The sequence below is a fragment of the Nonomuraea deserti genome (assembly GCF_004348685.1).
Lineage (GTDB): Bacteria > Actinomycetota > Actinomycetes > Streptosporangiales > Streptosporangiaceae > Nonomuraea > Nonomuraea deserti.
Window position 1 is genome coordinate 1 of record NZ_SMKO01000055.1, and the last position, 26,609, is coordinate 26,609.

General features: G+C 71.3%; 24 protein-coding genes. 11 read left to right on the forward strand and 13 right to left on the reverse strand.

Annotated elements, in window-relative coordinates:
• The coding region (locus E1292_RS21130) for a hypothetical protein (protein WP_132596956.1) at positions 1 to 841 on the reverse strand (841 nt) is incomplete at its 3' end.
• A gap of 131 nt (positions 842 to 972) precedes the next feature.
• Between E1292_RS21130 and E1292_RS21135 the strand changes: the two genes are divergently transcribed.
• Positions 973 to 1,167 carry a hypothetical protein gene (locus tag E1292_RS21135; protein WP_132596957.1) on the forward strand — a complete coding sequence of 65 codons (195 nt, stop codon included), beginning with the start codon at positions 973 to 975 and terminating at the stop codon, positions 1,165 to 1,167.
• Between the two features lie 134 nt (positions 1,168 to 1,301).
• Here E1292_RS21135 and E1292_RS21140 read toward each other — a convergent pair whose 3' ends face one another.
• Positions 1,302 to 2,558: an MATE family efflux transporter gene (locus E1292_RS21140; RefSeq protein WP_132596958.1), complete on the reverse strand. Its 1,257-nt coding sequence runs from the start codon at positions 2,556 to 2,558 to the stop codon at positions 1,302 to 1,304.
• Positions 2,559 to 2,655: 97 nt separating this feature from the next.
• Here E1292_RS21140 and E1292_RS21145 point away from each other — a divergent pair, with 97 nt between their 5' ends.
• Positions 2,656 to 3,624 (forward strand): aldo/keto reductase, encoded by a 969-nt coding sequence (locus tag E1292_RS21145; protein ID WP_132596959.1) that lies wholly within the window; start codon positions 2,656 to 2,658, stop codon positions 3,622 to 3,624.
• Positions 3,625 to 3,721: 97 nt separating this feature from the next.
• Here the strand turns inward: E1292_RS21145 and thpR are convergent, their stop codons facing one another.
• The 4 genes from thpR to E1292_RS21165 form a co-directional block, all read right to left on the reverse strand.
• Positions 3,722 to 4,279 (reverse strand): RNA 2',3'-cyclic phosphodiesterase, encoded by a 558-nt coding sequence (thpR, locus tag E1292_RS21150; RefSeq protein ID WP_132596960.1) that lies wholly within the window; start codon positions 4,277 to 4,279, stop codon positions 3,722 to 3,724.
• A 36-nt stretch (positions 4,280 to 4,315) separates the two neighbouring features.
• The gene (locus tag E1292_RS21155) at positions 4,316 to 5,539 is read right to left on the reverse strand and encodes an MFS transporter (protein ID WP_132596961.1); all 1,224 of its coding nucleotides are present in this window, start codon (positions 5,537 to 5,539) and stop codon (positions 4,316 to 4,318) included.
• A 26-nt stretch (positions 5,540 to 5,565) separates the two neighbouring features.
• Positions 5,566 to 6,018, reverse strand: a complete 453-nt coding sequence (locus E1292_RS21160) for a MarR family winged helix-turn-helix transcriptional regulator (RefSeq protein ID WP_132596962.1) — start codon at positions 6,016 to 6,018, stop codon at positions 5,566 to 5,568.
• Positions 6,019 to 6,130: 112 nt separating this feature from the next.
• Positions 6,131 to 7,573, reverse strand: coding sequence for an NCS2 family permease (locus E1292_RS21165; protein WP_132596963.1), 1,443 nt, complete (start codon positions 7,571 to 7,573; stop codon positions 6,131 to 6,133).
• Positions 7,574 to 7,655: 82 nt separating this feature from the next.
• Here E1292_RS21165 and E1292_RS21170 point away from each other — a divergent pair, with 82 nt between their 5' ends.
• Together E1292_RS21170 and E1292_RS21175 are read left to right on the forward strand one after the other, a co-directional pair.
• Positions 7,656 to 7,868 (forward strand): DUF2530 domain-containing protein, encoded by a 213-nt coding sequence (locus tag E1292_RS21170; protein ID WP_132596964.1) that lies wholly within the window; start codon positions 7,656 to 7,658, stop codon positions 7,866 to 7,868.
• A gap of 116 nt (positions 7,869 to 7,984) precedes the next feature.
• The gene (locus E1292_RS21175; protein WP_132596965.1) at positions 7,985 to 9,460 is read left to right on the forward strand and encodes an alpha/beta hydrolase; all 1,476 of its coding nucleotides are present in this window, start codon (positions 7,985 to 7,987) and stop codon (positions 9,458 to 9,460) included.
• Positions 9,461 to 9,756: 296 nt separating this feature from the next.
• On the opposite strand, the gene E1292_RS21180 is transcribed toward E1292_RS21175, so the two are convergent.
• Positions 9,757 to 12,789, reverse strand: a complete 3,033-nt coding sequence (locus E1292_RS21180) for a sacsin N-terminal ATP-binding-like domain-containing protein (RefSeq protein WP_132596966.1) — start codon at positions 12,787 to 12,789, stop codon at positions 9,757 to 9,759.
• 167 nt (positions 12,790 to 12,956) lie between these two features.
• A complete protein-coding gene (locus tag E1292_RS21185) occupies positions 12,957 to 13,757 on the reverse strand; it encodes a DUF3027 domain-containing protein (protein WP_132517809.1) in 801 nt (266 codons plus the stop codon).
• 125 nt (positions 13,758 to 13,882) lie between these two features.
• Here E1292_RS21185 and E1292_RS21190 point away from each other — a divergent pair, with 125 nt between their 5' ends.
• Positions 13,883 to 15,409 (forward strand): MFS transporter, encoded by a 1,527-nt coding sequence (locus E1292_RS21190; protein ID WP_132596967.1) that lies wholly within the window; start codon positions 13,883 to 13,885, stop codon positions 15,407 to 15,409.
• Between the two features lie 5 nt (positions 15,410 to 15,414).
• Here the strand turns inward: E1292_RS21190 and E1292_RS21195 are convergent, their stop codons facing one another.
• Both E1292_RS21195 and E1292_RS21200 read right to left on the reverse strand, forming a co-directional pair.
• Positions 15,415 to 15,810 carry a cold-shock protein gene (locus E1292_RS21195; RefSeq protein WP_132331104.1) on the reverse strand — a complete coding sequence of 132 codons (396 nt, stop codon included), beginning with the start codon at positions 15,808 to 15,810 and terminating at the stop codon, positions 15,415 to 15,417.
• Between the two features lie 94 nt (positions 15,811 to 15,904).
• On the reverse strand, positions 15,905 to 16,525 hold the full coding sequence (locus tag E1292_RS21200; protein ID WP_220446977.1) for an HAD family hydrolase: 621 nt from the start codon (positions 16,523 to 16,525) through the stop codon (positions 15,905 to 15,907).
• 101 nt (positions 16,526 to 16,626) lie between these two features.
• Here E1292_RS21200 and E1292_RS21205 point away from each other — a divergent pair, with 101 nt between their 5' ends.
• Entirely contained in the window at positions 16,627 to 17,022 is a 396-nt protein-coding gene (locus E1292_RS21205; RefSeq protein WP_132596968.1) for a hypothetical protein, read from the forward strand.
• 60 nt (positions 17,023 to 17,082) lie between these two features.
• Positions 17,083 to 17,700 carry a TetR/AcrR family transcriptional regulator gene (locus tag E1292_RS21210; protein ID WP_132596969.1) on the forward strand — a complete coding sequence of 206 codons (618 nt, stop codon included), beginning with the start codon at positions 17,083 to 17,085 and terminating at the stop codon, positions 17,698 to 17,700.
• On the opposite strand, the gene E1292_RS21215 is transcribed toward E1292_RS21210, so the two are convergent.
• On the reverse strand, positions 17,693 to 18,646 hold the full coding sequence (locus E1292_RS21215) for a hypothetical protein (protein ID WP_132596970.1): 954 nt from the start codon (positions 18,644 to 18,646) through the stop codon (positions 17,693 to 17,695). The genes E1292_RS21210 and E1292_RS21215 overlap by 8 nt on opposite strands.
• A gap of 45 nt (positions 18,647 to 18,691) precedes the next feature.
• Here E1292_RS21215 and E1292_RS53915 point away from each other — a divergent pair, with 45 nt between their 5' ends.
• Positions 18,692 to 21,235, forward strand: a complete 2,544-nt coding sequence (locus tag E1292_RS53915) for a helicase-associated domain-containing protein (protein WP_246090239.1) — start codon at positions 18,692 to 18,694, stop codon at positions 21,233 to 21,235.
• A gap of 45 nt (positions 21,236 to 21,280) precedes the next feature.
• Here the strand turns inward: E1292_RS53915 and E1292_RS21230 are convergent, their stop codons facing one another.
• Positions 21,281 to 21,964 (reverse strand): hypothetical protein, encoded by a 684-nt coding sequence (locus E1292_RS21230; protein ID WP_132596971.1) that lies wholly within the window; start codon positions 21,962 to 21,964, stop codon positions 21,281 to 21,283.
• Positions 21,965 to 22,303: 339 nt separating this feature from the next.
• On the opposite strand from E1292_RS21230, the gene E1292_RS21235 reads away from it, so the two are divergent.
• The 3 genes from E1292_RS21235 (at position 22,304) to E1292_RS21245 (ending at position 26,044) form a co-directional block, all read left to right on the forward strand.
• Positions 22,304 to 23,782, forward strand: coding sequence for an AMP-binding protein (locus tag E1292_RS21235; protein WP_246090240.1), 1,479 nt, complete (start codon positions 22,304 to 22,306; stop codon positions 23,780 to 23,782).
• A 95-nt stretch (positions 23,783 to 23,877) separates the two neighbouring features.
• Positions 23,878 to 24,234 (forward strand): hypothetical protein, encoded by a 357-nt coding sequence (locus tag E1292_RS21240; RefSeq protein WP_132511685.1) that lies wholly within the window; start codon positions 23,878 to 23,880, stop codon positions 24,232 to 24,234.
• 163 nt (positions 24,235 to 24,397) lie between these two features.
• Entirely contained in the window at positions 24,398 to 26,044 is a 1,647-nt protein-coding gene (locus E1292_RS21245; protein WP_132596973.1) for a DNA repair helicase XPB, read from the forward strand.
• A 222-nt stretch (positions 26,045 to 26,266) separates the two neighbouring features.
• On the opposite strand, the gene E1292_RS21250 is transcribed toward E1292_RS21245, so the two are convergent.
• Positions 26,267 to 26,605, reverse strand: coding sequence for a hypothetical protein (locus E1292_RS21250; RefSeq protein WP_132596974.1), 339 nt, complete (start codon positions 26,603 to 26,605; stop codon positions 26,267 to 26,269).
• Positions 26,606 to 26,609 lie beyond the last annotated feature (4 nt).

Genomic DNA, 26,609 nt, shown 5'->3' on the forward strand with positions numbered 1-26,609 from the left:
GGGTGGGGGTTGCCCGGTCGGGGAGCGGGACACGGTAGACCGGGCTGCGCGGCCCCTCCGAGCCGGCCAGCAGCGCCGTTCCGTCGGCGGTGTAGGTGATCGACTCGGCCTGTTCGAGCTCCGGCATCGGCACCTTGGCGATCGTCTCGCCCGAGGGCTGGTAGAGGGTCGCCGAGAAGTAGGTGCGGATGACGTACGACGAGCCGTCGGGGGCGTAGGCGGCGTCCGTGGCCATGAGGGGGGCGCTGGCGACCTTGCGCAGGATGTTCGTCCGGCCGGTGCGCAGCTTCTTCGGCGCCGCGTAGACCGAGCCGGCGAACTCCTTGGACACCACGTAGAGCCGGCCGGTCCTGGGGTTGATCATGAGCCCTTCGGCGTTGCGGGCTCCGTCGGCGTAGCGGAAGCGGTAGCGGGTGGCGGGCAGGGTGGTGCTGCGCAGCGTCTGCGGCTCCATCACGCGATAGACGGAAATGTCGGGCCAGGCACCGTCCAGGTTGTCGCCGATGTCGGCGAACCAGAGCACCCCCCGGCCCGTCTCCGGCTCCTTGGTCGCCGCCATCGCCTCCCAGTCCCGCGCCTGGGCGCCCTGCACCTGGAAGGCGGCCTTCGTACGGCCTTTGCCGTCGACGGCGTAGAAGGCGGGGCTGGCGGAGCTGTCGTTGTGCGTGTAGAAGACGCCGTCGTGCGTCGGCGACACGGCCAGGCCGCTGGACTCCGTGATCGCGGGATCGCGAAAGGTGAAGAGCTTCTCCGTGCCGTCGTCCGCCGCGTAGGCGGGAACGGCGGACAGACAGCAGATCGCCGTGACGACCGCGAGCACCCTGATCACGACATCCCCCACGCCGCCATCATGCCCCACCCACCGGCCACCCCGTCCGCGCGACAGGCCCCACCCCCGAGTGCAGGCAGCGCCAACGACCTCGCCATCCACCGCTAAGAACATCGTCCCGGCCCGCGACCTAACCTGACGGCATGATCACTGAAACGAGCCGTATGGCCGTAATGCTGACCGCCACCGTGGTGGCAGGAGGCGCTGCGCTGGCCGCCGCACCCGCCGCCGGCGCCACCACCTCGACCGGGTACACCTACTGCACCTACAAGGCCTTGAGGGCAACGGAAAAGTGGACGAACCCCGGGGGCGATGTCTCCAAAGGCACGTGGAAGTAGGGGAGCACCATCACCGTTTACGAAGGGGTCAGCCAGCTAGGCCGGATGTTGACGGCGAGCTCCAAGGCCTACTGGGTCGATCAAATTGACGTCACCAAGACTGGAAGTTGCCACCAGTAAGCCGGTTCTGAGCCTCAACCGGACACCCTGGCGCTGTGGCGGTGGAAGCCGGTGCCCTGGAGCACCACCAGCAGCACGTTGGCCACCGCCATGGCCGCCCACAGCCCGGTGATGCCCCAGGTCCTGGCCACGGGTACGGCGGCGAGGACCAGCAGCCCGTACCCGATGGCGAAGTAGCCCAGGCTGGCCCCCGAACGCTTGAGCGCGGTAAGCCCGGTCCCGTGCACGGCCTGGGCCGCGTCGGCCATCGACGCCAGCACCATCAGCGGGAGCAGCGCGAGCACGCGTTCGCGTACCCCGGGGTCGTCGCTGAACAGCGTGACCAGCGACGAGCCGAATCCGAGCAGCAGGCCCGCGCCGGCGAGCGAGGCCGCGAGGGCGAGCAGTACCGCCGTCCTGTTGGCCCGCCGCGCCCCCGCCGGGTCGGCGGCACGGGCGATCTCCGGCACCGAGGCCAGGCCGATGGAGAGCGAGGCCATCATCATGAGCGCGGTGAGCGTGGTCAGCACGGCGTGGGCGGCGGTTTCACGCGCGCCGGTGCCGCCCGCCGCGAGGGTGACGACCCCGAGCACCCCGAACTTGATCAGTACGGTGCCCGCCAGCGGGACGCTGACCCTGGCCAGCTTGACGATCTCACCGGACCTGGGTCGTGCCTGCCCGATGGGACCGCCGAGCGCGCGGCGCAGCAGAAGGCTCGCCACGACCGCCGCCACGCCGCCCCCGGCCACCCACGCGACGCCCACCCCGGCCAGCCCGAACGACGGCACCAGCGCCACGGTGAGGAAGCTCAGCAGCAGCCCGAAGGTCAGGCTCGGCCAGAGCACGCTGCGGTTGCGCCCGAGCGCCACCAGGATGGTGCTCGCGCCGCCGGTGGAGGCGAAGATCAGAAGGTAGACCGCGACGAAGTACGGCAGCGGGCCCAGCTCGCGCACCACTTCGCCGGGCACCCCCGTGGCGCGCGCGAGCAGCGGCACGCAGAGCACCGCGAGCGCCCCCGCCGCGCCGGCGGCCATGCTGAGCCAGCGCGCGTCCCGCACGATCGGCACGGCCGCCGCGGGCTCGTCCCTGTGCTGGGCGACGAACGGCCCCAGGCCGCGCAGCGCACCCTGGACGGCGGCGGACGCCGGGTTGAGCACGGCGGTCATGACCGCGAAGGCGGCGAGGGCGACGGTGTCGTGCCTGCCGAGCACCGAGGTGACCACCAGCGAGCCGATCATGCCCGTGACCATGGCCAGGAAGAGCGGGACGGCCGCCCTGAGCAGGGCGATCATGAGGAGAGACGGCGCGGCAGGAAGTGCCCCATATCTCTGTAGATCACGCCTGGATCCTATGGCCTGGAGCGCACTCCAGGTACTTAGGGTTGAGAGCATGGATTACGTCAATCTCGGACGCAGCGGCCTCCAGGTGAGCCCGCTCTGCCTCGGCACGATGAACTTCGGCCCGCTGACCACGGAGGAGGACTCCTTCGCGATCATGGACCGGGCCCATGAGCTGGGCATCAATTTCTTCGACACCGCCAACGTGTACGGCTGGAAGCTCGGCGAGGGCATCACGGAGCAGATCATCGGCCGATGGTTCGCCCAGGGCGGCGGGCGCCGGGAGAAGACGGTCATCGCGACCAAGCTGAACGGCAGGATGAGCGACTGGCCCAACGACCAGAAGTTGTCGGCGCTCAACATCCGCAAGGCCTGCGACGCCTCGCTGAAGCGGCTGCAGACCGACTACATCGACATCTACCAGGCCCACCACATCGACAGGGACACCCCGTTCGACGAGTTCTGGGAGGCCATGGAGATCCTGCGGCAGCAGGGCAAGATCGTGTACGTGGGCTCCTCGAACTTCGCCGGCTGGCACATCGCCAAGGCCCAGGAGAGCGCTGCCAGGCGCAACTTCACCGGGCTGATCAGCGAGCAGTCGCACTACAACCTGCTCACCCGCACGGTCGAGCTGGAGGTGCTGCCCGCCTGCGAAGACTACGGCCTCGGCGTGATCCCGTGGAGCCCGCTGGCCGGCGGCCTGCTCGGCGGCGTGCTCCGCAAGATCGACAAGGGCCGGTCGGCCTCGGACAACGTGGTCAAGCAGCTCGAGAAGCACCGCGACAAGATCGAGCGGTACGAGACGTTCTGCGACGAGCTGAACGAGGACCCGGCGTACGTGGCCCTCGCCTGGCTGCTCAAGCAGCGGGCGGTCACCGCGCCGATCATCGGCCCGCGCACGCTGGAGCAGCTCGAAGGCAGCATGCGCACCCTGGAGATCGAGCTCGACGAGGCAGCGCTGGCCCGGCTGGACGAGATCTTCCCCGGCCACCGCACCGCGCCGGAGGACTACGCCTGGTAGCGCTCAGGTCAGCAGGGCGCCGATCACGACGATCAGCAGCAGCAGGCCGAGCACGATGGGCAGCAACCAGGAGCGAGGACGGTCCACGCCCTGGAGCCTAGCCCTGCTCAGAGGGTGCGAGCGCCCATTCGGCGAGTGACTCGTACCTCACCTGCGGCCCGTTGTGACTGCGGACGAGACGGACGTGCTCCGCCCGCCACGGCGAGCCGCTGAATCCCGACAGCGACTCGATCAGCGGGCGGAGGTCCGTCTCCGTCTTGGCCCTGGCCAGCGTCAGGTGCGGGTGGAACCGTTTGCCGTCCGCATGCGCGGCCCCTGCCCGGCGGGCGCCGGCCTTGACGGAGTCGGCGAGCCGGGTCATGGAGTCGCCCGTGACGCCCACCCACAAGACCCTGGCCCGGCGGGCGGACGAGAACGCGCCGAAACCGTCGAAGGCCAGGTCGAGCACGCTGTAGCGGCGCACGGCACGGGCCAGGCGCAACTCCAGCTCGGGCAGCGCCCGCTCGGGCACCTCGCCGAAGAAGGCCAGCGTGATGTGCCAGGTGGCCCGGTCGGGCCAGCGCAGGCCCGGCACCTGCCCGACGTGCGGCGCGATCGCGCGGGACACCTCGTCCAGCGCCTCGTCGGGCGGCACCAGGGCCGCGAAGAGCCTCATGCCATCCGATTGTGCCCCGTCGCGGGGACCGGTCGCTCAGGCCGTGGCGAGCGCCGGCTTGTGCACCCGCGAGCTGATCAGCCGCGTCACGAGGACCGCCAGCCCCGTGCCTGCCAGGACGAGCACGCCCGACAACATCACGCCCGTACGCGGCCCGCCCAGCTCGGACAGCCATCCGATCAGCGGCGCGCCGAGCGGCGCCCCGCCCGTGAATACCAGCATGTAGATGCCCATGACCCGCCCCCGCATGTCGGGGGAGGTGGCGAGCTGGACGCTGGCGTTCGCGGCCGTGTTGATGGTGATCAACGCGATGCCGGTGGGGACCAGCAGCAGCAGGTAGACGGGGTAGAACGGGGCCAGCGCCGTCGCGATCTGGAACAGGCCGAAGCCGATCGCCCCGGCGAAGAGCACCTTGCGCGACAGCCGCGCCCTGCGCGCCGCCAGCAGCGCCCCTCCGAGCGCGCCCACCGCGAACATGCTGGAGGCCAGGCCGAACGAGGACGCCCCGGCCTTGAACACCTCGCGGGCCATGAGCGCGATCGACATCGAGAACGACTGCGAGAACATCGACACGAACCCGATGAGCAGCACCGGCATGAGCAGTTCTTCGCGCCGCATCACGTAGCGCAGCCCTTCGCGGAGTTGCCCCCTGGCCCTGGGCACGCGCTCGGAGATGTTCAACTCCGACCTGCGCATGAAGACGAGGCTGGAGATCACGGCGCCGAACGTCAGCGCGTTGATCAGGAAGATCGGGCCCGTCCCGCCCAGCACGTAGATCAGCAGGCCGGCGAGCGCCGGGCCGACCACGCGGGCCAGGTTGAAGATGGAGCTGTTCAGGGCGATCGCGTTGGGCAGGTCGTTACGGCCGACCATCTCGACCACGAACGCCTGCCGCGTCGGCACCTCGACGCAGGAGATCATGCCGAGCAGGAACGCCATCGCGTACACGTGCCACACGTGGGCCGCACCGGTCATCGTCAGCACGCCTATGGTCAGCGCGAGCGAGGCCATCAGCACCTGGGCGCCGATGAGGATGGGCCGCTTGGGGTAGCGGTCGGCCAGCACGCCGCCGAACATGCCGAACAGCAGCATGGGCAGGAACTGCAGCGCGGTCGCCGTGCCGAGCGCCGCCGCGCTGCCGTTGGTCAGGTCGAGCACCAGCCAGTCCTGGGCGGTGCGCTGCAGCCAGGTGCCGACGTTGGAGACCGCGCCCCCGGCCGCGAACATGCGGTAGTTACGAACCCTGAGCGACCGGAACATCCCGGTCCTGGGTTCCTCAGGTTCGTCTATATCCGGCTGAGCTTCTCCAGGATGGGTGCCGCCTGCCGGAGAATCGCCCTCTCCTCGGGGGACAGCTCTTTCAGCCGCTGCGTCAGCCACGCCTCCTTGCGGCGTCGCTCCTCCTTCAGCAGCTTCTCGGCGGCCTCGGTCACGGTCACGGTCACCTGGCGCCGGTCGGTCGGGTGCGGGGTGCGTGCGACCAGGCCGCGTTCCTCGAGCTTGGCGATCACGCGCGTCATCGAGGGCGGCTGCACCTTCTCGAGCTCGGCCAATTCGCCGGGGGTTATCCCGGAATGCCGTTCCACGGCGGCGAGCGTCGCGAACTGGGTGGGCGTCAGCGAGTGTGCCGCTGCCTGTCGTCGTAGGCGCCTGGTCAGCCTTGCCATAGAAACGCGCAAGGCCGAAGCCAGGCCTGCGTCGCTGCGCAGGTCCGTCTTGTGCTGGGGTTTGGTTAGCATGAGTCATTACCTTTGCTAACTATAGGCGAAGACAGGATATTTCCCTAACCGGTTTTTTGCCCTCCTGGATACCAGGAAGCCGCCCCGCGCGCGCGAGACGGCTCCCACCTGCTCAGATCCCGAAGAGCGCGCGGATCGGACCGATCGCGAAGTAGAGCACGAAGAGGATCGTGACCGCCCACAGCAGCGGATGGATCTCCCTCGCCTTGCCCCGCACCGTCTTGATCAGCACATAGCTGACGAAGCCGGCGCCGATGCCGTTGGAGACCGAGTAGGTGAAGGGCATGACCACGACGGTGAGGAACGCCGGGATCGCGATCTCGTAGTCGTTCCAGTCGATGTCGCGGATCGCGGTCATCATCAGGAAGCCGACGACGACCAGCGCGGGGGCCGCGGCCTCGTACGGCACGACCGTGACGAGCGGCGCGAAGAAGATCGCCACCAGGAACAGCAGGCCGGTGACCACGCTCGCCAGGCCCGTGCGCGCGCCCTCGCCGACGCCGGCGGCCGACTCGATGTAGGTGGTGTTGGAGGAGACGGAGCCCGCGCCGCCGGCCGCCGCGCCGATCGAGTCGACGAGCAGGATCTGCTTGGTACGAGGGAGCGTCCCGTCCTCCTCGATCAGGTTCGCCTGGCGGCCGACGCCCACCATGGTGCCCATGGTGTCGAAGAAGTCGGTGATGAGCAGAGTGAAGACGAACAGCACGGCCAGCAGCACCGAGATCCGGCTGAACGCCCCGAAGGGGTCGAACTCCGTGAACAGCACCAGCGGGTTGTGGAAGCCGAGGATCTGCTCGGGCAGCGTGGGCACGTTCAGCTGCCAGCCGCCGGGGTTCTCGGCCGAGAACGCGCCCGACTTGGTGAGCAACTCCACGATGATCGCCAGCACGGTCGTGCCCACGATGCCGATGAGGATGGCGCCCTTGACCTTCCGCGCCACCATCGCCGCCGTGGCCAGCAGCCCGACCACGAACACGAAGATCGGCCACGAGGTGAGGTTGCCCCCGATGCCCATCTCCAGCGGCGGCCCGGCCGGCACCCGCCGTACGAACCCCGCGTCCACGAAACCGATCAGCGCGATGAACAGGCCGATGCCGACGCTGATGGCGGTCTTGAGCTGGGCGGGAATGGCATGGAACACCGCCACCCTGAGCCCGGTCAGCACCAATATGGCGATGATGACGCCTTCCAGGAAGACCAGGCCCATGGCCTCCTCCCACGTCATCACGCCGGCCAGGTTGAACGTGACGAAGGCGTTCAGGCCGAGCCCGGCCGCCATCGCGAAGGGCACCCTGCCGACGACGCCCATGAGGATCGTCAGCACCCCCGCCACGAAGGCGGTCCCGGCCGCGACCAGCGCCACGTTCGGCGTCGTGCCGTCACCGATGACCTGCTTGTCCACGTCCGTGCCCGTGGCGATGATGATCGGGTTCAGCACCACGATGTAGGCCATGGTGAAGAACGTGGCCAGGCCACCCCGTACCTCACGGGAGACGGTGGAACCTCGTGCGGAGATTGCGAAGAAACGATCTATTTTGCTACGTGTGTCGCTCACGACGCGAACAGTGGCAGGCGCGGTGAGCTGCGGAAAGAGCCAGTAATGATTTCGAGACCCGATTGCAAGCTAGGGTGGACACGTGAAGCAGGAGTGGCACCCCGACCCCGAGCCGATCGAGACCAACGACACCGCGGCCGTGGCCGTCGGCACGGCCGTGTGGGCCGTCGCCCTGGTCGTCCTGCTGATCTTCAATCCCGCCCCGGAGAACACGTGGTGGATCTGGACCTGCGTGACCGGGGTCGCCTTCGGCCTGTTCGGCATCTGGTTCGTCCGCAGACCGGGCCGGGAGTGACCGGATCGGTCCGTACGGGCTGACATTCGTCATCCCCCGCCGTTCCCCGAAGTCACCCCTAAGTGGTGTTTCCGCCCACTACGTCGGCGCACCTCCGGTAAACCATGCTTATAGGCATGAAGAAGCCCATAGCGACATTCCTCCTGGGCGCGGCGGTTCTCACGGCCTGCGGCACCACCGGCGAGCCCGCCCCGGCCGCCAAGGACAAGCCCACAGGCAGAGACACGGGCACCGTGGCCTGGACCCAGTGCACGGATCTGGTGGGCGCAGACGGCAGGCCGATCCCCCCGCCCGCCGGCACCGAGTGCGGCACGATCGAGGTCCCCCTCGACCACGCCGACCCCGGCGGCGAGAAGATCGACCTCGCCCTGATCCGGATGAAGGCCACCGGCGACCGGCTCGGCTCGCTCGTCTTCAACTTCGGCGGCCCCGGCGCGTCGGGAGTGGACACGCTGGCGCTGGCCGGCCGGGCCTTCGCCGGCCTGAACCAGCGCTACGACCTGGTCAGCTTCGACCCGCGCGGCGTCGAGCGCAGCGCCGGCGTCAAGTGCGGGGGCCAGGTCGACAAGCTCCTGGCCGCCGGCGCGGAGGCCGACGCGGACCGGCTGGCCAAGGAGTTCGCGCAGGCCTGCCAGAAGGACTCCGGCAAGATCCTGCCGCACGTCGGCACCGTGAACGCCGCCAAGGACCTCGACCTCATCAGAGCCGCGGTCGGCGACAAGCAGCTCAACTACCTCGGCTTCTCGTACGGCACCCATCTCGGCGCCGTCTACGCCACCCACTTCCCCAAGAACGTCGGCCGTTTCGTCCTCGACGGCGCCTTCGACCCGACGGTGACCTTCGAGGAGCGGGCCGTCATCCAGGCGACCGGCTTCGACCAGGCCTTCGACGCGTTCGCCGAGGACTGCGTGGCGCAGAGCTGCGAGCTCGGCGCCGACCCCGCGGCCGTCGAGAAGACCGTCGAAACCCTGCTCGACAAGCTCAAGACCGAGCCGCTCAAGGTCGGTGACCGCGAGCTCACCTACAGCCTGGCCCAGCTCGCCGTCATCACCCCGCTGTACGCCAAGGCGACCTGGCCGATGCTGGAACAGGCCGCCGCCGCGGCGCTCAAGGGGAACGGCACGGCCCTGCTCACCCTGGCCGACTCCTACACCGGCCGCAGGGCCGACGGGACGTACTCGACGGTCATGACGAGCCTGCAGGCCATCAACTGCGCCGACACCGCGGACCGGCCCACGGCCGCCGACACCGCCAGGATCAACGACAAGGTCGAGAAGATCTTCCCCATCCTGTCCGTCGAGGGCTCGAGCGAGGCCTGCGCGCACTGGCCGGTGCCCGGGAACGACGAGGCCAAGCGCATCGACGCGACGGGGTCCGCGCCCATCGTGGTGGTCGGCGGCAAGGGCGACCCGGCCACTCCGTACCGGTGGGCCCCCGCCCTGACCGAGCAGCTCAAGACCGGTGTCCTGGTCACCTACGAGGGCGAGGGCCACGGCGCCTACCTGAGCGGCAACGGGTGCGTCATGAAGACGGTGGACGCGTACCTGCTGGAGGGCAAGGTGCCCGGCGACGGCACCACCTGCGCGGCCTGACCGTCCCCGTGCCCGCCGCACCCCCACGCGCCACCGGACGCGCGGGGGTGGCAGGCTGCCAGGCCGAACGACCTTCCCGCGCACACCGGCCCCGAACCCGCGCCACCGGTCGGCGCCACCGGACCCGCGCCACCGGACCCGCGCCACCGCGCCCGCGCCACCGCGCCCGCGCCACCGCGCCCGCGCCACCGGACCCGCGCCACCGGACGGCGTGCCGCCGGAAGAGCACCCCGGTCGAGGGAGGACATGGCGGCCGCGCGCGGCTGGACCCGTGGCAAGAGGGGCGGCGGGGCGGGTCAGGAGAGGTCGGCCTCCGCGAGCAGGAGAGGAACCGCCTGAGGATCACGCAGCAGGGCGGCTACCGCGAGCCGGTCGTTCCACTGCCCCGTGGCCCACGCCAGCCCTCTGGCCAGCCCGTCGAACCCCGTGCAGTGCACCGCCCCCTCGAAGAACCGCCACGAGCACTCGACCCCGTCGACGAGCAGTTTCTCGTGCTGGACGTACGTCTCCGGCGCCGTGGGCAGCAGGGAGCGCACCTCGCGGGGCACCTGCGAGACCTCCCCCTGGGACGTGACCTCGCCGGAGGTGAGCTCTCCCGCCAGCGGCAGGTCGAGCAGCTCCGACAGCGCCTCGGCCAGGTCGTAGGGGGCCAGCACCAGCGGCCGGTCGGTGACGAGCTGCAGCAGGTCGGGGGCTTCGACCACCACGACGTCGTCGGCCGGGGCCACCACGATGGAGCCCTGCTGCACCGCGCGCACGCGGGAGGGCGGCGCGACCCTGGAGGGGTCGACGGCGGCCAGGGCGACCCACAGGGCGCGCAGCTGCGCCCGGTCGACCTCGATCGACTCGTCGGCCATGAGGTCGAGCAGCTCCTCGGGCCCGCCGTGGGAGTCGAGCAGCGCGGGCAGCGTGGTGCGTACGCCGAGCATGGACAGCGCGCCCTCGTCGAGGCCCGCGGGGGCGTCGGCGTAGAGGCCCTGCAGCAGGGGGTCGGCACCGGGGAGCCGCAGCTCCAGCGGCCTGCGCCCGCCGAGCACGGGGTGGCGGGCCAGCCACCACGCCGTGTAGGAGGGCACCTCCACGCCCTCGACGCGCAGCGGGTGGAGGGCGGCGCGCAGCGGCGGCCTGGTCAGCAGCTCGAGCGCGGCCGGCCAGTCGGCCACCAGCTCCAGGTCGCGCACCGCCACGAACTCGGGCACCAGCGGCGGCACGTCGAGCTCGGGCAGCAGGTCGAGCACGTGGTCGAGCCAGTCGTCCTCGCCGTCGAGGTCGTGGTCGCACTCGTCGTGGTCGAGCAGCACGTCGGACTCGTGCACGAGCGCGAACCCGTCGAGCACCCCGGCGGCCGCGAGCACGCGCGAGCCGTAAATCTCCGCCAGCTCCGAGGCGGCCACACCGAGGTGGGTGTCGGGCTCGATCAGCCCGGCCAGCGCCCCGTCGGCCAGCATGAGCTCGCCCGCCGGATAGAGCTCGCCATCGGTGCCGCGCAGGGCCAGCTCGGCCAGCCACGGCGCCTCGCCGGGCGCCAGCCCGGACGCCTCCACCAGGGACAGCACGGCCCGCGCCACCGGCTCGGGGTCGGGGCTGTCGAGCGACTGCGCGACGGCGGCCTTGGTCAGCGGGTCGTCGAGGATCGTGCGGGGGGTGGCCTCGGCGGCGCCGAGCCGCAGCAGAGCGGGATGGGCGGCATCCGGGTGCACGATGCGCAGCCCGAGCGGCGTCAGGTCGAGGTCGGCGCCGCCGTCGGTCAGGATGAGCGTGCCGCGCGGCCCCCGCACGAGCCGGCCGTCGGTGAGCGGCACCGGCAGCGCCCCCAGCGCCTCGGGGTCGTCGACGGGCAGCACGTCGTAGAGCGAGCGCCACCACGCCGGCTCGCGCGCCTCCACGGCCTCACCCGACAGCAGGTCGACGACGTCGGCCAGCTCGACCCTGCGCACGCCCAGCGACGTCATGGCCGGATGCCTGGCCGGCCATCCGGCGGGCAGCAACCCGGGGACGAAGCCGGCGACCGTCTCGAGCAGCTCGGCGGAGGCGCCCGCCACGACGGCGGCCTCCCGGCCCGCGACCACCCAGCCGTCGTCGCCCGGCTGGGCCGCCGGGTGCTCGACCCGCCACTCGGCGTCGGGCTCGTAGACCTCGGCCTCGGCGAACGAGGGTGTCTGGACGGCCGGCGCGGGCGCCGACAGCGCGGGCAGCAGCGGTGTCTCGGGCAGCCGGGCGAGCACGGCCCTGCGGATGCGGGCGTCGAGCTCGCCCTTGCCCATGAGGGACGGGACCAGGTCGAGCAGCCTGGACGTGCGCGGCAGCTCCTGGAGCAGCCGGACGTAGGCGTCGGCCACCCGCTCGACCAGGAAGTCGGTGAGCAAGCCCTTGGCGACGTGGCGGCGGTCGGTGGCCATCGGGAACGACGCGATCAGCAGGGCGGGCAGGTCGAGCGGCTCGTCGCTGGGCGTGGGCGCGTGCACGACGGCCGGCACCGTGTCGGGCGGCGAGCCCGGCTCGCCGGTGCCGGTCACCGGGACCGCCCAGCGCAGCGACCAGTAGGGGCGGGCGCGCTCTTCGGTGGGCCGGTCGGCGAAGAGCCTGCTCACCTCGTCGGGCGTGAACTCGCCCGACTCCGACACGACGTGCCAGCCGTCGGCGACGACCGTCCGGACCGACCCGTCGACGTCGATCTCGATGGACTCCAGCGCGGGCATGCCGAGCAGCAGCGCGGGGCTGGTCTCGGTGAGCATCCGCCGGACCGCGTCGACGGCGGCCTGGTCGCGCAGCGGAAGGCGGACGAGCGTGTCGAAACCGTCGGGCACGTCGAGCGGCGGCGCGTCGAACGGCAGCCGCAGCAGCGGGACGTGCCCCGAGCGGTCGGCCAGCTCGGAAGCGAGCTCGGGGATCTCCCCCACCGCGGCGGAGGTGTCGGCGCGCGACCAGCGCACGGAGCCGCGCCCGCGCGAGCCGATGGCCGGCTCGTCGCAGACCGAGACCACCGCCGCGAACCCGACGCCGAAGCGCCCCGCCGCGCCGGCGTCGTCGCGCTTGCCGGAGACGCGCAGCGTCGACAGGCCCTCGACGCCCCTGGCGTCGAGCGGCGCGCCGGTGTTGGCGGCCGTCAGCACGCCGCCCTGGAGGGTCAGCCGCAGCACCCCTGGCACGCCCGCCTGCAACGCCGCGTCGGCGGCGTTCTGCGCCAGCTCGACGATCAGCCGGTCGCGGTAGCCGCCGAGCGCGAAGTCCTCCTCCGCGTTGGCGTCTTCGCGGAACCGGGCAGGCGAGGCCGTCCAGGCGGAGAGCACGGCCGCTCGCATCCGGTCGGTGCCGTAGGTGTCGCTCATCTATCACGATCCTGGTGTGAGGATAGGGGGCCACCGTAGGTTAGCGGCCTTCACCGACAGGTGAGGCGCATCCGCGCCCCACCTACCCTCACGGCGCCGCGCATGCGCCCCCAAGAACGGCCGAGCCGCGCAGGCGACTCGGGAGCGGCCTCAACCGCGCAGGCGGCTCAGGAGTGGCCGAGCTCCTCGGAGGCGGACGCGTCGACCGAGCCCGTCTCCTCCTCCATCAGGTCGTAGCCCAGATCGTCGAGGATGGGGATGGCCTGCTCCACGGGCGCCGGCAGCACGGCGGCCTCCGAGTGGGCGCCGCAACCGTGGTCGGCGGCCACCACCTTCCCGTCGTCCGGTGCGTACTCGTTGGCGCAGACGCCGAACGACAGCCGGAGCTCACCCGCGAGCAACCAGTAGAAGCCGCAGGTGGAGCACTGCGCGGGAGCGGCGTGTGCGATCGGAGTGTGCGGCCCGTGCTCGCCCGCGTGCCAGCGTCTGGCAGCCCGGTCTCTGCCGATGGCCGAGAGCACACGGGCTCGGCCCAGGCCGTATTCGAAAACCATCTGGCGATCGGTGTCATCGTCGGTCTCGGTGAAACCCGGCGCCAGCCTGTCGTCGTCTTCCGCGGTCGGCAGCAGATCGCCCACACCGAGGTCGCCCGGCCGCAGCCGCTCGCTCCACGGCAGCCACTCGGGCGCCAGCAGCGCCCCCGAGCCGGGCAGGAGGACTGCCTCGCTGACCGTGACCTTTTTCGCGCGCGAGGCACGCGTGACGGTGACGGCCCAGCGCCAGCCGCGATAGGCGCGGTCGAGACAGGCGAAATAGTGGGTGACGATCCGGTCGCCCTCGCCTTCGTAGCCGAGGTGCTCGCCGGGCTCGCCCGGGCGCGCCAGCTCCTCGGCCGCGGCGCGCGCCAGATCGACCGCGGCGACGCAGGCCTGGTCTGGAGCGGAGACGCGGGCCCTGGTGCGGCTCATCGGACCGCCTCCGCCGAAAGGTGCTGTTCGCTCACACTTCATTCTCACCCATGGCGGGACCTAAGAGTCCCACAACGGGGGATCCCGCTCCGAGATCGCCGGCGAATCGGGTAAGACTGGTAGGCGTGCAGGGAGGCTGGGAGCGGGCGCGCGAGGTCTCGCGGCGGATGGCGCACGGCGTCGCCGACGCGGGTCGTGCCACTCTGCGCGCGAGCAGGGCCACGGCCAGCGGCACGGCGCGGGCGGGCAAGGTCACCGCGAAGGGCGCGCAGAAGGTCGGCCGGGCCACGCGCCGCCTCACCCACGCCGACGGCGCCGACCGCACCGGGCTCGGCCGCCTGATCGAGCTGTCGGCGGGCAACAGCGCGAGCGACGCGCTGGTCACGGTGGCGCTGGCGAGCACGGTGTTCTTCGGGGTGCCCGTCGGCGAGGCGCGCGGCTCCGTCGCCCTCTACCTCGTCATCACGATGTTGCCGTTTGCGTTGCTGGCGCCGTTCGTGGGGCCGATCCTCGACAGGTTCAGGTCGGGGCGGCGCTACGTGATAGCGGGCACGCTGTTCGGGCGGGGCCTGCTGTGCTTCGCGATGGCCGCCGCGGTGGGGCCCGGCGACCTGCCGACGTTGTTCATCGGTGCGCTGGGCGTGCTGGTGTTGTCGAAGGCGCACAACGTGTCCAGGGCGGCGATCATGCCGAGCGTGTTGCCCGCCGACATCACGCTGGTGTCGGCGAACGCGAGGGTGGCGCTGTTCACGCTGGTCGCCGCAGGCGTGGCGGTGCCGGTCGGGGCCGGGCTGACCGCGTGGCTGGGCAGCGCGGCGGTGCTGCGCATCGCGATGGTGGCCTTCCTGCTGCTCGGGGTCGCCGCCGTACGCCTGCCGCGGCACATCGACTCGCCCGACCTGGAGGAGGAGGGCGGCGCGCCGCGCTGGCGCACGCTGCTCAAGGTGGGGCCCACGGTCGCCGAGGCCGTCTGGGCCAACGTGGCCGTCCGGGTCTTCTCCGGGTTCCTGCTGTTCTTCCTGCTGTTCCTGGTGCAGGACCGCGCGGTGCCGTGGCTGGCGGCGACGCAGCCGCAGGCGGCGGCCGACCCGTTCTTCGACATCCCCAAGACGATCGCGCTGCTCGCGGCCGCGGCCGGGCTGGGCGGCCTGGCGGGCGCCGCCGTCGCCAACTGGACCCGCAACCACGCGCCGCAGCTCATCGTGCTGGTCACGCTGGCCGTGACCAGCGTGACCACCGTCCTGACCGCGATCTTCTTCGGTCTGTGGGCCGCGCTGGCGATCTCGCTGATCACGGCGTTCGCGCAGGAGCTGGGCAAGCTGGCGCTCGACGCGATCGTGCAGCGGGAGATCGGCGAGGAGGTGCGCTCGTCGACGTTCGGCGTGGTCGAGGCCGTGCTCCAGCTCGCCTGGGTGTTCGGCGGCCTGGCCGGGCTGGTGCTCTCGCTGTCGGAGAGCAGCACGGCCGGGCTGGTCACGCTGGCGGTCGCGCTGACCGCCGCGCTGGCGTGGCTGTTGGTCTCCCGGATCAGGCACGCGCGGGCCGCCGACGCCAAGCTGCACCGTCGGCGCGCCGAGGCCGCCGCCGACCAGCCTCAGCAGCGCCAGGACAGCCTCGACCCGACCAAGCCGCTGACCAACCCCAACGGCTGAACGCGTTACGCGTCGAGGTCGTCGGCGACCGCCCGCAGCACCTGCGCGATCTTCTTGGCGTGCGCCGCGTCGGGGTGCTTGCCCCGCTGGTAGGAGGTCGACACGCCGTCGAGCAACTTGATCAGGTCCTCGACGATGACCACCATCTCGTCCGGCTTCTTCCGCTTGCCTTTGGGCTTGACCTTGGCCAGCGTCGGCGGCTGCTCGAGGATCCGGACCGAGAGCGCCTGCTGGCCCCTGCGGCCCTCGGCCACGCCGAACTCGACCTTCTGGCCTGGCTTGAGCGGGCCTGCGCCGGTGGGCAGCGCGGATGAATGCACGAAGACCTCACCGCCGTCGTCGCGGGTGAGGAAGCCGAATCCCTTGTCGGCGTCGTACCACTTGACCTTGCCACTCGGCACAGGAGGACCTCGTTCAAACAGTCGAAAACGAAGGATGGATGGATGTAGGTTATGCCCCGAAGAGCGCCAGGGCGACCGGGTAAATGGCGGTGAATTACCCAAGTTCCGCTTGGGTGCGCCAGCCGGCGAACCAGGCGGCGAAGTCGGTCAGGTCGGTCAACGCCACGTCCGCTCCGTGATCTCGCAGCTCTCCAGCCGTGTACGGGCCCGTCGCAACCGTCACGCTCAGCGCGCCGCCCGCACGTGCCGCCTCGATGTCCCCGACATGGTCACCAACATAGGCCGCCGCGCCGAACCGCGCGAGGGCTGATCCTTTCCCGGCGCCGAACAGCGAGCCGACCACCTCGTCCACGGGGAAGCCCAGCCTCTTGACCGTGCCGATCGCGTCCCTGAGGTTCTTGCCGGTGACCACGATGACCCGCCCGCCGGCCGCGCGTACGGCCTCGATGGCGTCGTACGCACCCGCCATCGCCGTGTGCACCGGAACCCCCAGCTCCGGATATATCTGACGATAAAGATCGGCTGCCGCGGGCACCGCCTCGGGCGGGAGCCAGTTGGCCAGTTCACTCTCCAGCGGAGGGCCCAGCCTCTTGACGATCGCCCCGCTGTCGAAGGGCACGCCCAGCCGGACGGCCAGCTCGTCGTAAACGGCCGCGATCCCCGCTCGCGTGTCCGCCAATGTCATGTCAAGGTCGAACCCCACCGAAGTCACCACATGAGCAGGATGCCAAACAGTGCCCTACTCCTCGTAACGGGCCCTTGTTCTGGAACACTAGTAATGGGAAGAAAGGAATTACTTATCGGAGAGGAGCGGCCGTGACCAACACCCCCCGACCGCCGCAGGCCGGAGACCGGCTCGTCGCCTCCTCCGCCCCGCCCCGCCCGCACCGGCCCGCGATGCCCGGCGGCCGGATCGCGACGCCGTGGCGGCGTGCGGTGTCGGCGGCGGCCTATCTGGTGAAGGTGGCCTCCAGGGTGGCCGCGCTCTCCGTGCTGCTCTACGCGGTGTTCACCGTGTTCAAGGCCAACCCGGCCAACATCTGGTACCAGTTCGTCGAATCGCTCGCCTCATGGCTGTCCCTGGGCCTGGCCGGCCTGTTCCAGCTCGCCGATCCGCGCTGGACGGCGCTCGTCAACTACGGCCTCGCCGCGATCGTGTGGCTGATCATCGGCTCCGCGCTGGCCGGCCTGATCCGGCGCGCCGCTCCGTGAGGGCGACGGTGAGCCGCTCCGGGCAACGGCTACGCTCCTTACGGAGGTATCAGGATAGACATGACCAGATCGACCCGTGAGCGGATCGTCGACGAGGCTCTGCGACTGTTCGCCGAGCGGGGCTACGCCGCCACTTCCGTGGCCGAGATCGAGGCCGCCTCAGGGCTGTCCCCCGGAGCCGGAGGGCTCTACCGGCATTTCAAGTCCAAGTACGAAGTGCTCGCCGCCGCGATCAACCAGCACGCGACGCGCACCAGGAGCCAGGTGGCGGAGAGCCTGGCCGAGCTGAGCGCCATGGAGGCGTCGGCGGACCTGGAGGAGCGCCTGGCCCACATGTGCCGCGCCGGGCTGGCCAAGGTACGCGAGGAGTCGGAGCTGACCCGGGTGTTCTTCCGCGACCTGAGCCAGTTCCCCGAGCTGGTCGCCGTGGTCAGGCAAGGGCTGCTGCAACCCATGTTCGACGCGATCGTCACCTGGTTCATGGCGCAGCCCGAGTACCACGACGTGGATCTCGACTGGGCGGGCATCGCGGCCGTGCTCGGCGGCTCGGTCGTGCACTACCGGTTGTTCCAGGAGACCGTGGGCGAGCTCCCCGGGCACGCGGAGAAGGACCAGTTCGTCACCGCTTGGGTACGCCTGGCCGTCGGCCTGCTCCCCAGCCCGGCGCCCGTCAGGTGACGTCGAGCAGCCGGTAGGCCAGCCACACCACGCCCAGTGCCGTACCGATCATGAACATGGTCCCGCTGACGTCGAAGAACTGCGTGACGAACGCCGACAGCCCGGCCTCCGTGCCGACCCGCAGGCCGCCGATCAGCACTCCGCCCACCGAGTAGCCGAGCAGCGGCGCGCCGATGCCGAGGACCTTGTCGCGGATCGTCCAGGTGTCGCTGAACAGCACGAGCGCGGCGCCGAACGCCCACACCATGACCGGCACCTGGAAGATCGCCACGGGCGGCAGGTCGAACGGCACCAGCAGCGCCGCCATCACCAGGATCACCATCGAGGCGGCGTCGCGCGGGTGCTCCTTGACGATGGTCCTGGCGTCCCTGCCGTCGGTGGCCAGCGGGTTGGCGCTGAACATGGCGGCCTTGCGCAGCCCCGCGAACGGCAGGTCCATGCCGGGCCGCCGGGTCGGGCGCTCCCGGGCGACCCCGCGGTGTTCGCGTACGCCCGGCGGCAGGTCACGGCCGTCGGCGACGGCGGCGAAGCGCAGGGTGGCGCCGGCCTCCTCCTTCGGCGGGGCACCGGAAGCCGGGGCGGGGCCCGACGCGGGGTTCGCGACGGGCGCGGCTGAGGGCGCGGTGACCGGTCCGGCGGAGGGCGCGGTGGTGGGGGTCGTGACGGGCACGCTGGTGGGCGCCGCCGGCGGTCTGGAGCGCATCGTCGCGATCCCGGCCGCGGCCAGCCGGCCGGCCTCCCGCTCCACCAGCGCGACCGGATCGCCGAACCTGGCCAGCACCTTCGACACGTCGCGCGGTTTCCTGCTGCCGTGCAGCTCGATCTCGATCCTGGCCCGCAGCCGCTTGGCGAAGTCGAGCCGCTGGTCGGCTCTGAGCACGCCGTGCGCGGCGTCGGCCGCCTTGGAGACGTAGTTCAGCACCTGCTGGTCGGCTCGCTCAATCACGTCAAGCAATGCTGCCCCAATCGGGGTGGACATACCATGGCAACGATGGAGTTCACGGAGTGGATCAGGGGACGCACCGACGGACAGCTGCGGGCGCTCGTGTCCGCGCGTCCCGAGCTGATCAGTCCGGTGCCCGCGCATCTGGAGGGCCTGGCGTCGCGCGCGGCCAGCCCTTCGGCGATCGGCAGGGTGCTCGACCGGCTCGACCGGTTCACGCTGGCGGTCGTCGAGACGCTCGCCGTCCAGACCGGGCCGACCTCCAGGAAACAGCTGCGCGACCTCATCGGCGCGGCCCTGGCCGGCGACCAGGAGACGGGGCAGGCCGACCCGGAGCCGGCGCTGTCGGAGGCGCTCGGCAGGCTGTCCGACCTCGCCCTGGTCTACGGCCCCGACGACGCCCTCGATCTGGGCCCCGGCGTGCGCAAGGTGCTCGAAGACCCGGCGGGGCTCGGCCCGAGTGCCGTCGACGCGTTCCGGCACCACGCGCCCGAGCACCTGGAGGAGATGGCCGACGACGTCGCGCCGGGCACCGAGGGGCCGGCCAAGGAGCGGCTGGCGGCGGCGCTGGCCGAGCCCGCCGCGCTCGTCGCCGCCGTCTCGGCCGAGGCCAGGGGCGCGCTGGACCAGCTCGTCTGGGGCCCGCCGACCGGGCGGGTGCCCAACGCCAGACGCGAGGTGCGCGTGGCCTCGGCCCGCTCGCCCATCGAGGAACTGCTCGCGCGCGGCCTGCTGGCGGCCACCGGCGAGGAGAGCGTGACGTTGCCCCGCGAGGTGGGGCTCCACCTGCGCGGCGGGCGTGTCCACCGCGGCCTGCGGGCCACGCCGCCGCCGCTCGAAGGGACCGCGCGCGACCCCGAACTGGCCGACCGCACGGCGGCCGGGCAGGCGTTCTCGTTCGTCAGGTCCGTGGAGGAGCTGTGCGAGCGATGGGGCGCGGATCCGCCGGGCGTGCTGCGCACGGGCGGGCTGGGCGTACGCGACCTGAAACGCACGGCGGGCGAGCTCGACCTGCCCGAATGGGTGACGGCGCTGGTCGTCGAGGTGGCGCACGCGGCCGGATTGATCGCGGCCGGCGGCGGCGTCGACGGCGAGTGGTTGCCGACCTCCGGCTACGACCTGTGGCGGGTCAGGTCGGCCGCCGACCGGTGGATGACGCTGGCGGCCACCTGGCTGCGCATGGACCGGGTGCCCGGGCTGGTCGGCGACCGGAGCGCAGGAGCCCGCCGGGAGAGAGCGGGCGCAGCGACGCCAACGAGTGGCGAAGCGGGCGCGACCATCAAACACAGCAGCGCAGGAGCCCGCCGGGAGAGAGCGGGCGCAGCGACGCCAACGAGTGGCGAAGCGGGCGCGACCATCAAACACAGCAGCGCAGGAGCTCGCCGGGAGGGAGCGGGCGTACGCGGCGACGACCGCGACAGGCCGCTCAACGCCCTCCACACCGACCTGCGCCGCTCGTCCGCTGCGGCGGTCAGGCAGGCCACGCTGCGGGTGCTGGCCTCCGCCCCCGGCCTCGCGCCCGAGCGTGACTCCGTGCTCGAACGGCTGGCGTGGGAGCAGCCGCGCCGCCGGGGGCCGCTGCGCGAGCAGCTCACCGAGTTCGCGCTGCGGGAGGCCGAGCAGGTGGGCATGACCGGGCTGGGCGTGCTGGCCGGGCACGGGCGGGCGCTGATCGAGGGCGACGACGCGGCCGGGGTGCTCGCGCCGCTGCTGCCGGAGCCCGTCGACCACGTGCTGCTCCAGGCCGACCTCACCGCCGTCGCGCCGGGCCCGCTGACCAGCGAGCTCAACCGCTGGATGACGCTCGCCGCCGACGTCGAGTCGAAGGGCGGGGCCACGGTCTACCGGTTCAGCGAGGGCTCCGTACGCCGGGCGCTCGACGCGGGGCACGGCGCGGAAGAGCTGCTGTCGGTGCTCGGCCGCCACTCGGCCACGCCGGTGCCGCAGGCGCTGTCCTACCTGGTGACCGACGTGGCCAGGCGGCACGGCCGCATCCGCGTGGGCACCGCGAGCGCGTACATCCGGTGTGACGACCCGGCGCTGCTCGACCAGATCACCGCCGACCGCCGCTCCGCCGCGCTGCGGCTGCGCCGGCTCGCCCCCACCGTCATCGCCTCCCGCTCCTCGCGGGCGGCGCTCGTCGACTCGCTGCGCGCCATGGGGTACGCCCCGGTCGCGGAGTCGATCGAGGGCGACGTGATCGTCTCCCAGCTCGAGAGCCGCCGCACCGAGGGCGCGGCGCCGGTGCGCACCATCGCGTCGGCGAACGGCCTCGACCCCGAGGTGGCGGCGGCGGCCGTACGCGCGCTGCGGGCCGGCGACGCGGCGCACCTGGCGCGGCGCGAGCCCGTCGACGCGCCCAACGGCCAGGTGCCGCGCGGGCCCGCCACCGCGACGATCTCGGCCCTGCAGGAGGCGATCAAGCAGGGCGTGCGCGTGTGGATCGGCTATCTCGACTCCCAGGGCAACGCGACCTCGCGCATCCTGGAGCCGGCCCGGATGGAGGGCGGCTACCTGACCGCCTACGACGAGACCAGGGCCGCCGTGCACCGCTTCGCCCTCCACCGCATCACGGGCGTGACCGGCCTCTGACGCGGGGCTCAGCCGTCCCCGGCGAGGTGGTCCGCCTGGCCGCGGTCAGCGCGCCGGCTCGCCGTCGCGGACCAGCCGCGTGGCCAGGCGGACCACCGCGGCGGGCGTCGGCAGGGTGAGCGCCTGGTTCCTGGCGGCGGCCAGCTGCTCGGCGCCGGTGCCCGCGCGCCGCCCGTAGGTGCTCAGGCAGAGGTCGAACAGCTCGCCGGGGTCGGGGGCGCACCACGGCTGCTCCACCTCGACCGCCTGGGAGGGCACGCCGTTCCTGGTGATGACGAGGTAGGAGCCCAGCTCGGCCAGCTTGCGGGCGAGGTTGACCAGCTCGATCCGCTCGGCGCCGGCCGCGATCCAGTCGTGCAGCACGTACGCCTGCCCGGGCCCGTAGTCGGTCGCGGAGAGCAGTTGCGGGGCGGTGGCGGCCGGGGACAGCACCGAAATCGTGCTTTCCGCCAGCGACATGCGCGAGAGCAGGGCGATGGCCCCTAATCGTTTGCCGGTCTCCTCCTCGCCCACGAGGACCAGCAGGTGCCGCATGGCCAGGCGGCGCACCGCCTCGGGGAAGCAGCCCGGCTCCCGGTAGGAGCGGAGCAGGATGTCGGCCTCCCGCCGGCTGAGGTCGCGCGTGATCGGATGGGTCATGGCGCGCGGCCGGTCATTGACGGCGATGACGCTCTGACTGAGCGTTATGGTGTCGAGGTCGATCTCGCCTGGTTCAGGCGTGTCGGTCACGAAGCCACCTCGGTGATTGACTGGAAACTTGTCTACAGAAAAGATGGAGGATCAACAACTTTCTTCTTTTCCTACGAAGGCAATACGTAGCGTCACAATATCGCCCTGAACTGGCCTTACGTGCGGCCGATGAGTTTATGGGGACACGTCGACCACTCCCTTCGCCTAGATCTTCCACCATGGAACGATCGAGGTCGAGCAGAAAACGAAAATAGCCACGGACGGAGCTTTATATCGTTTTACCGACCCCGGCCGAGTATTGTCCGCATGGACGGTCAAGGGTGCCCGGCGCGACATCAAGGGTTGACGGCGCAACGTCATTCGCATCAGGTTGGGCATGTGACCGAGCAGACGCTGGGCAGGCTGGCCGAGGAGTCATGGAGCCGCTTCGACGACCACGACGCGATGTTCTACGAAGGGGCATGGTTCCGCAGCCACGCGCTCGCCGAACGCGCGCGCCGCATGTGCGGCGGTTTCGTCGAAGCCGGCATCCGGCCCGGCGACCGGGTGGCCGTGATGATGGCGACCTCCCCCGAGGTGCCGCTGCTCTACCAGGCGTTGTGGGCGGCGGGCGCGGTGGTGACGCCGGTGGTGTTCCTGGTGGGGCCCGACGAGTTGCGGCACATCCTGCTCGACAGCGGCGCCCGCGCGATCGTCACCTCGCCCGAGCTGGAGGAGACCGTACGCGCCGCCGCCGTCGACATCCCGATCTTCGTGGACACGGCCGAGCTGGAGCGGGCCCCCGAGCACGGGCTCGTGCACAGGGACCCCGGCGACCTGGCCGCGCTCATGTACACCGGCGGCACCACGGGCAAGGCCAAGGGCGTCATGCTGAGCCACCAGGGCCTGTGGCGGGTGGCCAGGGCCGCCTATGAGCTGTCCCGCCAGGAGGGCAGGAACCGCGCGCTGGTGCCCGTACCGCTGTCCCACGCGTACGGGCTGATCATCTCGGTCGCCTCGATGCACGCCGCGGAGCCGCAGCAGGCGGTGCTGATGCGCTGGTTCGAGCCGAAGGCGTTCCTGTCGCTGGCCGCCGAGCAGCGCGTCCAGTACGGCACCGTCGTCCCGTCCATGATCCAGATGCTCCTCGCCGAACCGCTGGAGTCGCATCCGCTGCCCGACCTCGCCTTCCTCACGTGCGGCGCGGCCCCGCTCGGCAGGGAGACGCTGGCGGAGTTCGAGCGCAGGATGCCGGGCGTGCAGATCCTGGAGGGCTACGGGCTGACCGAGACCAGCGCCGTGACGACCTTCAACCCGCCGGACCGGCGCAAGGTCGGCAGCGTCGGCCTGCCGCTGCCCGGCTACACGATCACCATCCGCGACAGCGAGGGCGAGGCCGCGGAGACCGGGGACATCGGTGAGATCTGCGTCTCCGGCGAGTCGCTGATGCTCGGCTACTGGGGCGAACACGAACCCGACCCCGAGGGCACGGCGCTGGCCGGCGGCGAGCTGCGTACGGGCGACATCGGCTGCGTGGACGACGACGGCTACCTCTACATCGTCGACAGGAAGAAGGACCTGATCATCCGGGGCGGCTTCAACGTGTTCCCCCGCGACGTCGAGGACGCGCTCAACCAGCACCCCGACGTGGTGATGTCGGGCGTCGTCGGCCGTTCCGACCCGCGCGTCGGCGAGGAGGTCGTGGCGTTCGTGCAGCTCAGGACGGGCGCCCAGGTCGGGGCCGAGGAGCTGATCGCGTGGGCCCGCGACCGGGTCGGCAGGGTGAAATATCCGCGGGAAGTGAGGTTCGCCGACTCGATCCCGGTCACGAGCGTGCTCAAGCTCGACCGCAAGGCGCTGCGCGCGCAGCTCGGCTGAGGAGCCGCGAACCACGTCACGGCCGCACCGGGTACGCTCACTCGGTCAGCCGCGCCTCAATTCCGTGATAAGTGTTGACCTGTCTGGAGGTGACCATGAGCCAGGAAGACCCATCGGGTTATCCGTACCAACCGTACGGCGCGCCCTACGGCGACCAGCCGCCCCCGCAGTACGGCTACGGCTACGGCTATCCGCCGCCTCCGCGGAACGACGGCCCGCTCGCCAACGCCATCGTCTCGCTCGTGCTCAACCTCCTCGCGCTCGTCTCCTGCTGCAACGTCCTGGGCCTGCCGGGCGCGATCCTCGCGGGGCTGGCGCTGAGCAAGGCGCGCAACGAGCCGCACACCGCCCGCACGATGGTGATCTGGAGCTGGGTCCTGTTCGGGGTCGGCTTCGTGCTGGGCATCGGCACCATCCTCTTCCTGGGCCTCAACGGCTACCTCGACGACTAGGCGGGGCCCGGAGCCCCGCAGTTCCTGACACGGCGACGCGTCCAGGGCGCGTGGACTAATCCGGGCGCCCTGAATGTTGCACACTGGAGCGGCCGAGCCGGGATCAGGAGACGATGGTCCCGCTGCACCCGGGCCCCCGTACCTACCCCACGGAGACAAGCCAGTGAGCGATGGACCGCTGATCGTGCAATCGGACAAGACGCTGCTGCTCGAGGTCGACCACGAGCGGGCCGACGCGTGCCGCAAGGCGATCGCGCCGTTCGCCGAGCTCGAGCGCGCCCCCGAGCACGTGCACACCTACCGCGTCACCCCGCTGGCGCTGTGGAACGCCCGCGCGGCCGGACACGACGCCGAGCAGGTCATCGACGCGCTGATCAGCTTCAGCCGCTACCCGGTGCCGCACGCCCTGCTGGTCGACGTCGCCGAGACCATGGCGCGCTACGGCCGCCTGCGGCTGGAGAAGGACCCGGCCAACGGCCTGGTGCTGACCTCCACCGACCGGGCCGTGCTGGAGGAGGTGCTGCGCTCCAAGAAGATCCAGCCGATGCTGGGCGAGCGGCTCGGCCCCGACTCCGTGATCGTGCACCCGAGCGACCGGGGCAACGTCAAGCAGGCCCTGCTCAAGCTGGGCTGGCCCGCCGAAGACCTGGCCGGCTACGTCGACGGGGAGCAGCACCCGATCACGCTGAAGCAGGACGGCTGGAATTTGCGCCCCTACCAGCAGGAGGCGGCCGACGCCTTCTGGCACGGCGGCTCCGGCGTGGTCGTGCTGCCGTGCGGCGCGGGCAAGACGCTCGTCGGCGCGGCCGCCATGGCGCACGCCCAGGCCACCACGCTGATCCTGGTGACGAACACGGTCTCCGCCCACCAGTGGAAGACCGAGCTGCTCAAGCGCACGTCCCTGACCGAGGACGAGATCGGCGAATACTCCGGCACGAAGAAGGAGATCCGCCCGGTCACGATCGCCACCTACCAGGTGATGACCACCAGGCGGAAGGGCGTCTACAGCCATCTGGAGCTGTTCGACGCCCGCGACTGGGGCCTGATCGTCTACGACGAGGTGCACCTGCTGCCCGCCCCCATCTTCCGGATGACCGCCGACCTGCAGGCCCGCAGGCGGGTCGGGCTCACCGCGACGCTGGTGCGCGAGGACGGCCGCGAGGGCGACGTGTTCTCGCTGATCGGCCCCAAGCGTTACGACGCGCCGTGGAAGGAGATGGAGAACCAGGGCTGGATCGCGCCGGCCGACTGCGTCGAGGTGCGGGTCACGCTCACCGACGACGAGCGGCTGGCGTACGCGATGGCCGAGTCGGAGGAGCGCTACCGGTTCTGCGCGACCACGCCGTCCAAGACGCAGGTGACCGAGGCGCTGGTCCGCCGCCACCTGGGCGAGCAGGTGCTGGTCATCGGCCAGTACATCGACCAGCTCGACGAGCTCGGCGAGCACCTCAACGCGCCGGTCATCAAGGGCGAGACCCGGGTCAAGGAGCGCGAGCGCCTCTACCAGGCCTTCCGCGACAAGGAGATCCAGGTGCTGGTGGTGTCGAAGGTGGCCAACTTCTCCATCGACCTGCCCGAGGCGGCCATCGCGATCCAGGTGTCGGGGACGTTCGGCTCGCGCCAGGAGGAGGCGCAGCGGCTCGGACGGGTGCTCCGACCCAAGGCCGACGGCGGGGGCGCCCGGTTCTACACGGTGGTCAGCCGCGACACGGTCGACCAGGAGTTCGCGGCGCACCGGCAGCGGTTCCTCGCCGAGCAGGGATACGCGTACCAGATCATCGACGCCGACGACGTGCTCGGCGGCGTGTGACGGCGATGCCGGCGGTCATGCCCAGCCGCTCGCCCGAGCGGCCGGGCATCAGCGTGGCTTCACGTCCACGAGACTCCGCGGGTCGAAGACAATCGAACCACCCCCCTCACCTGCGTACTATCACGCCGCCTGCGACATACCCCCATGATCCGACAAACCCACCTGATATGCCCGAATATTTCGGTATTCCGAGCTTGATCCCTTGTAAGCGGATCTGCCCCTCTACCTGACCAGCAGACCGCCGACGAAGAGCACGCCCCCCGCGACGATCCAGCACAGCACGCCGGCGCCCATCAGGTGGCCGAACGTCCGCGGGTCGTGCCGCGACGACGGCAGCAGCCAGGCCGCCACCGTGCAGCACGCGGCGACCACCGCGAACACCCCCGACAGCGTGGAGACGGTGCCGAGACGCTGCGAGCACGTCGCCATCGACTCACCACCGGCGCAGAACGCCTGCAGGCCCCACCCCGCGAACACCGAGAGCCCCCACAACGCCGCCAGGAGGAAGCTCGCGATCGTGGGAATGATCGGCGAGAAGCGGAGCCGGACCCGCACCACCATCTAT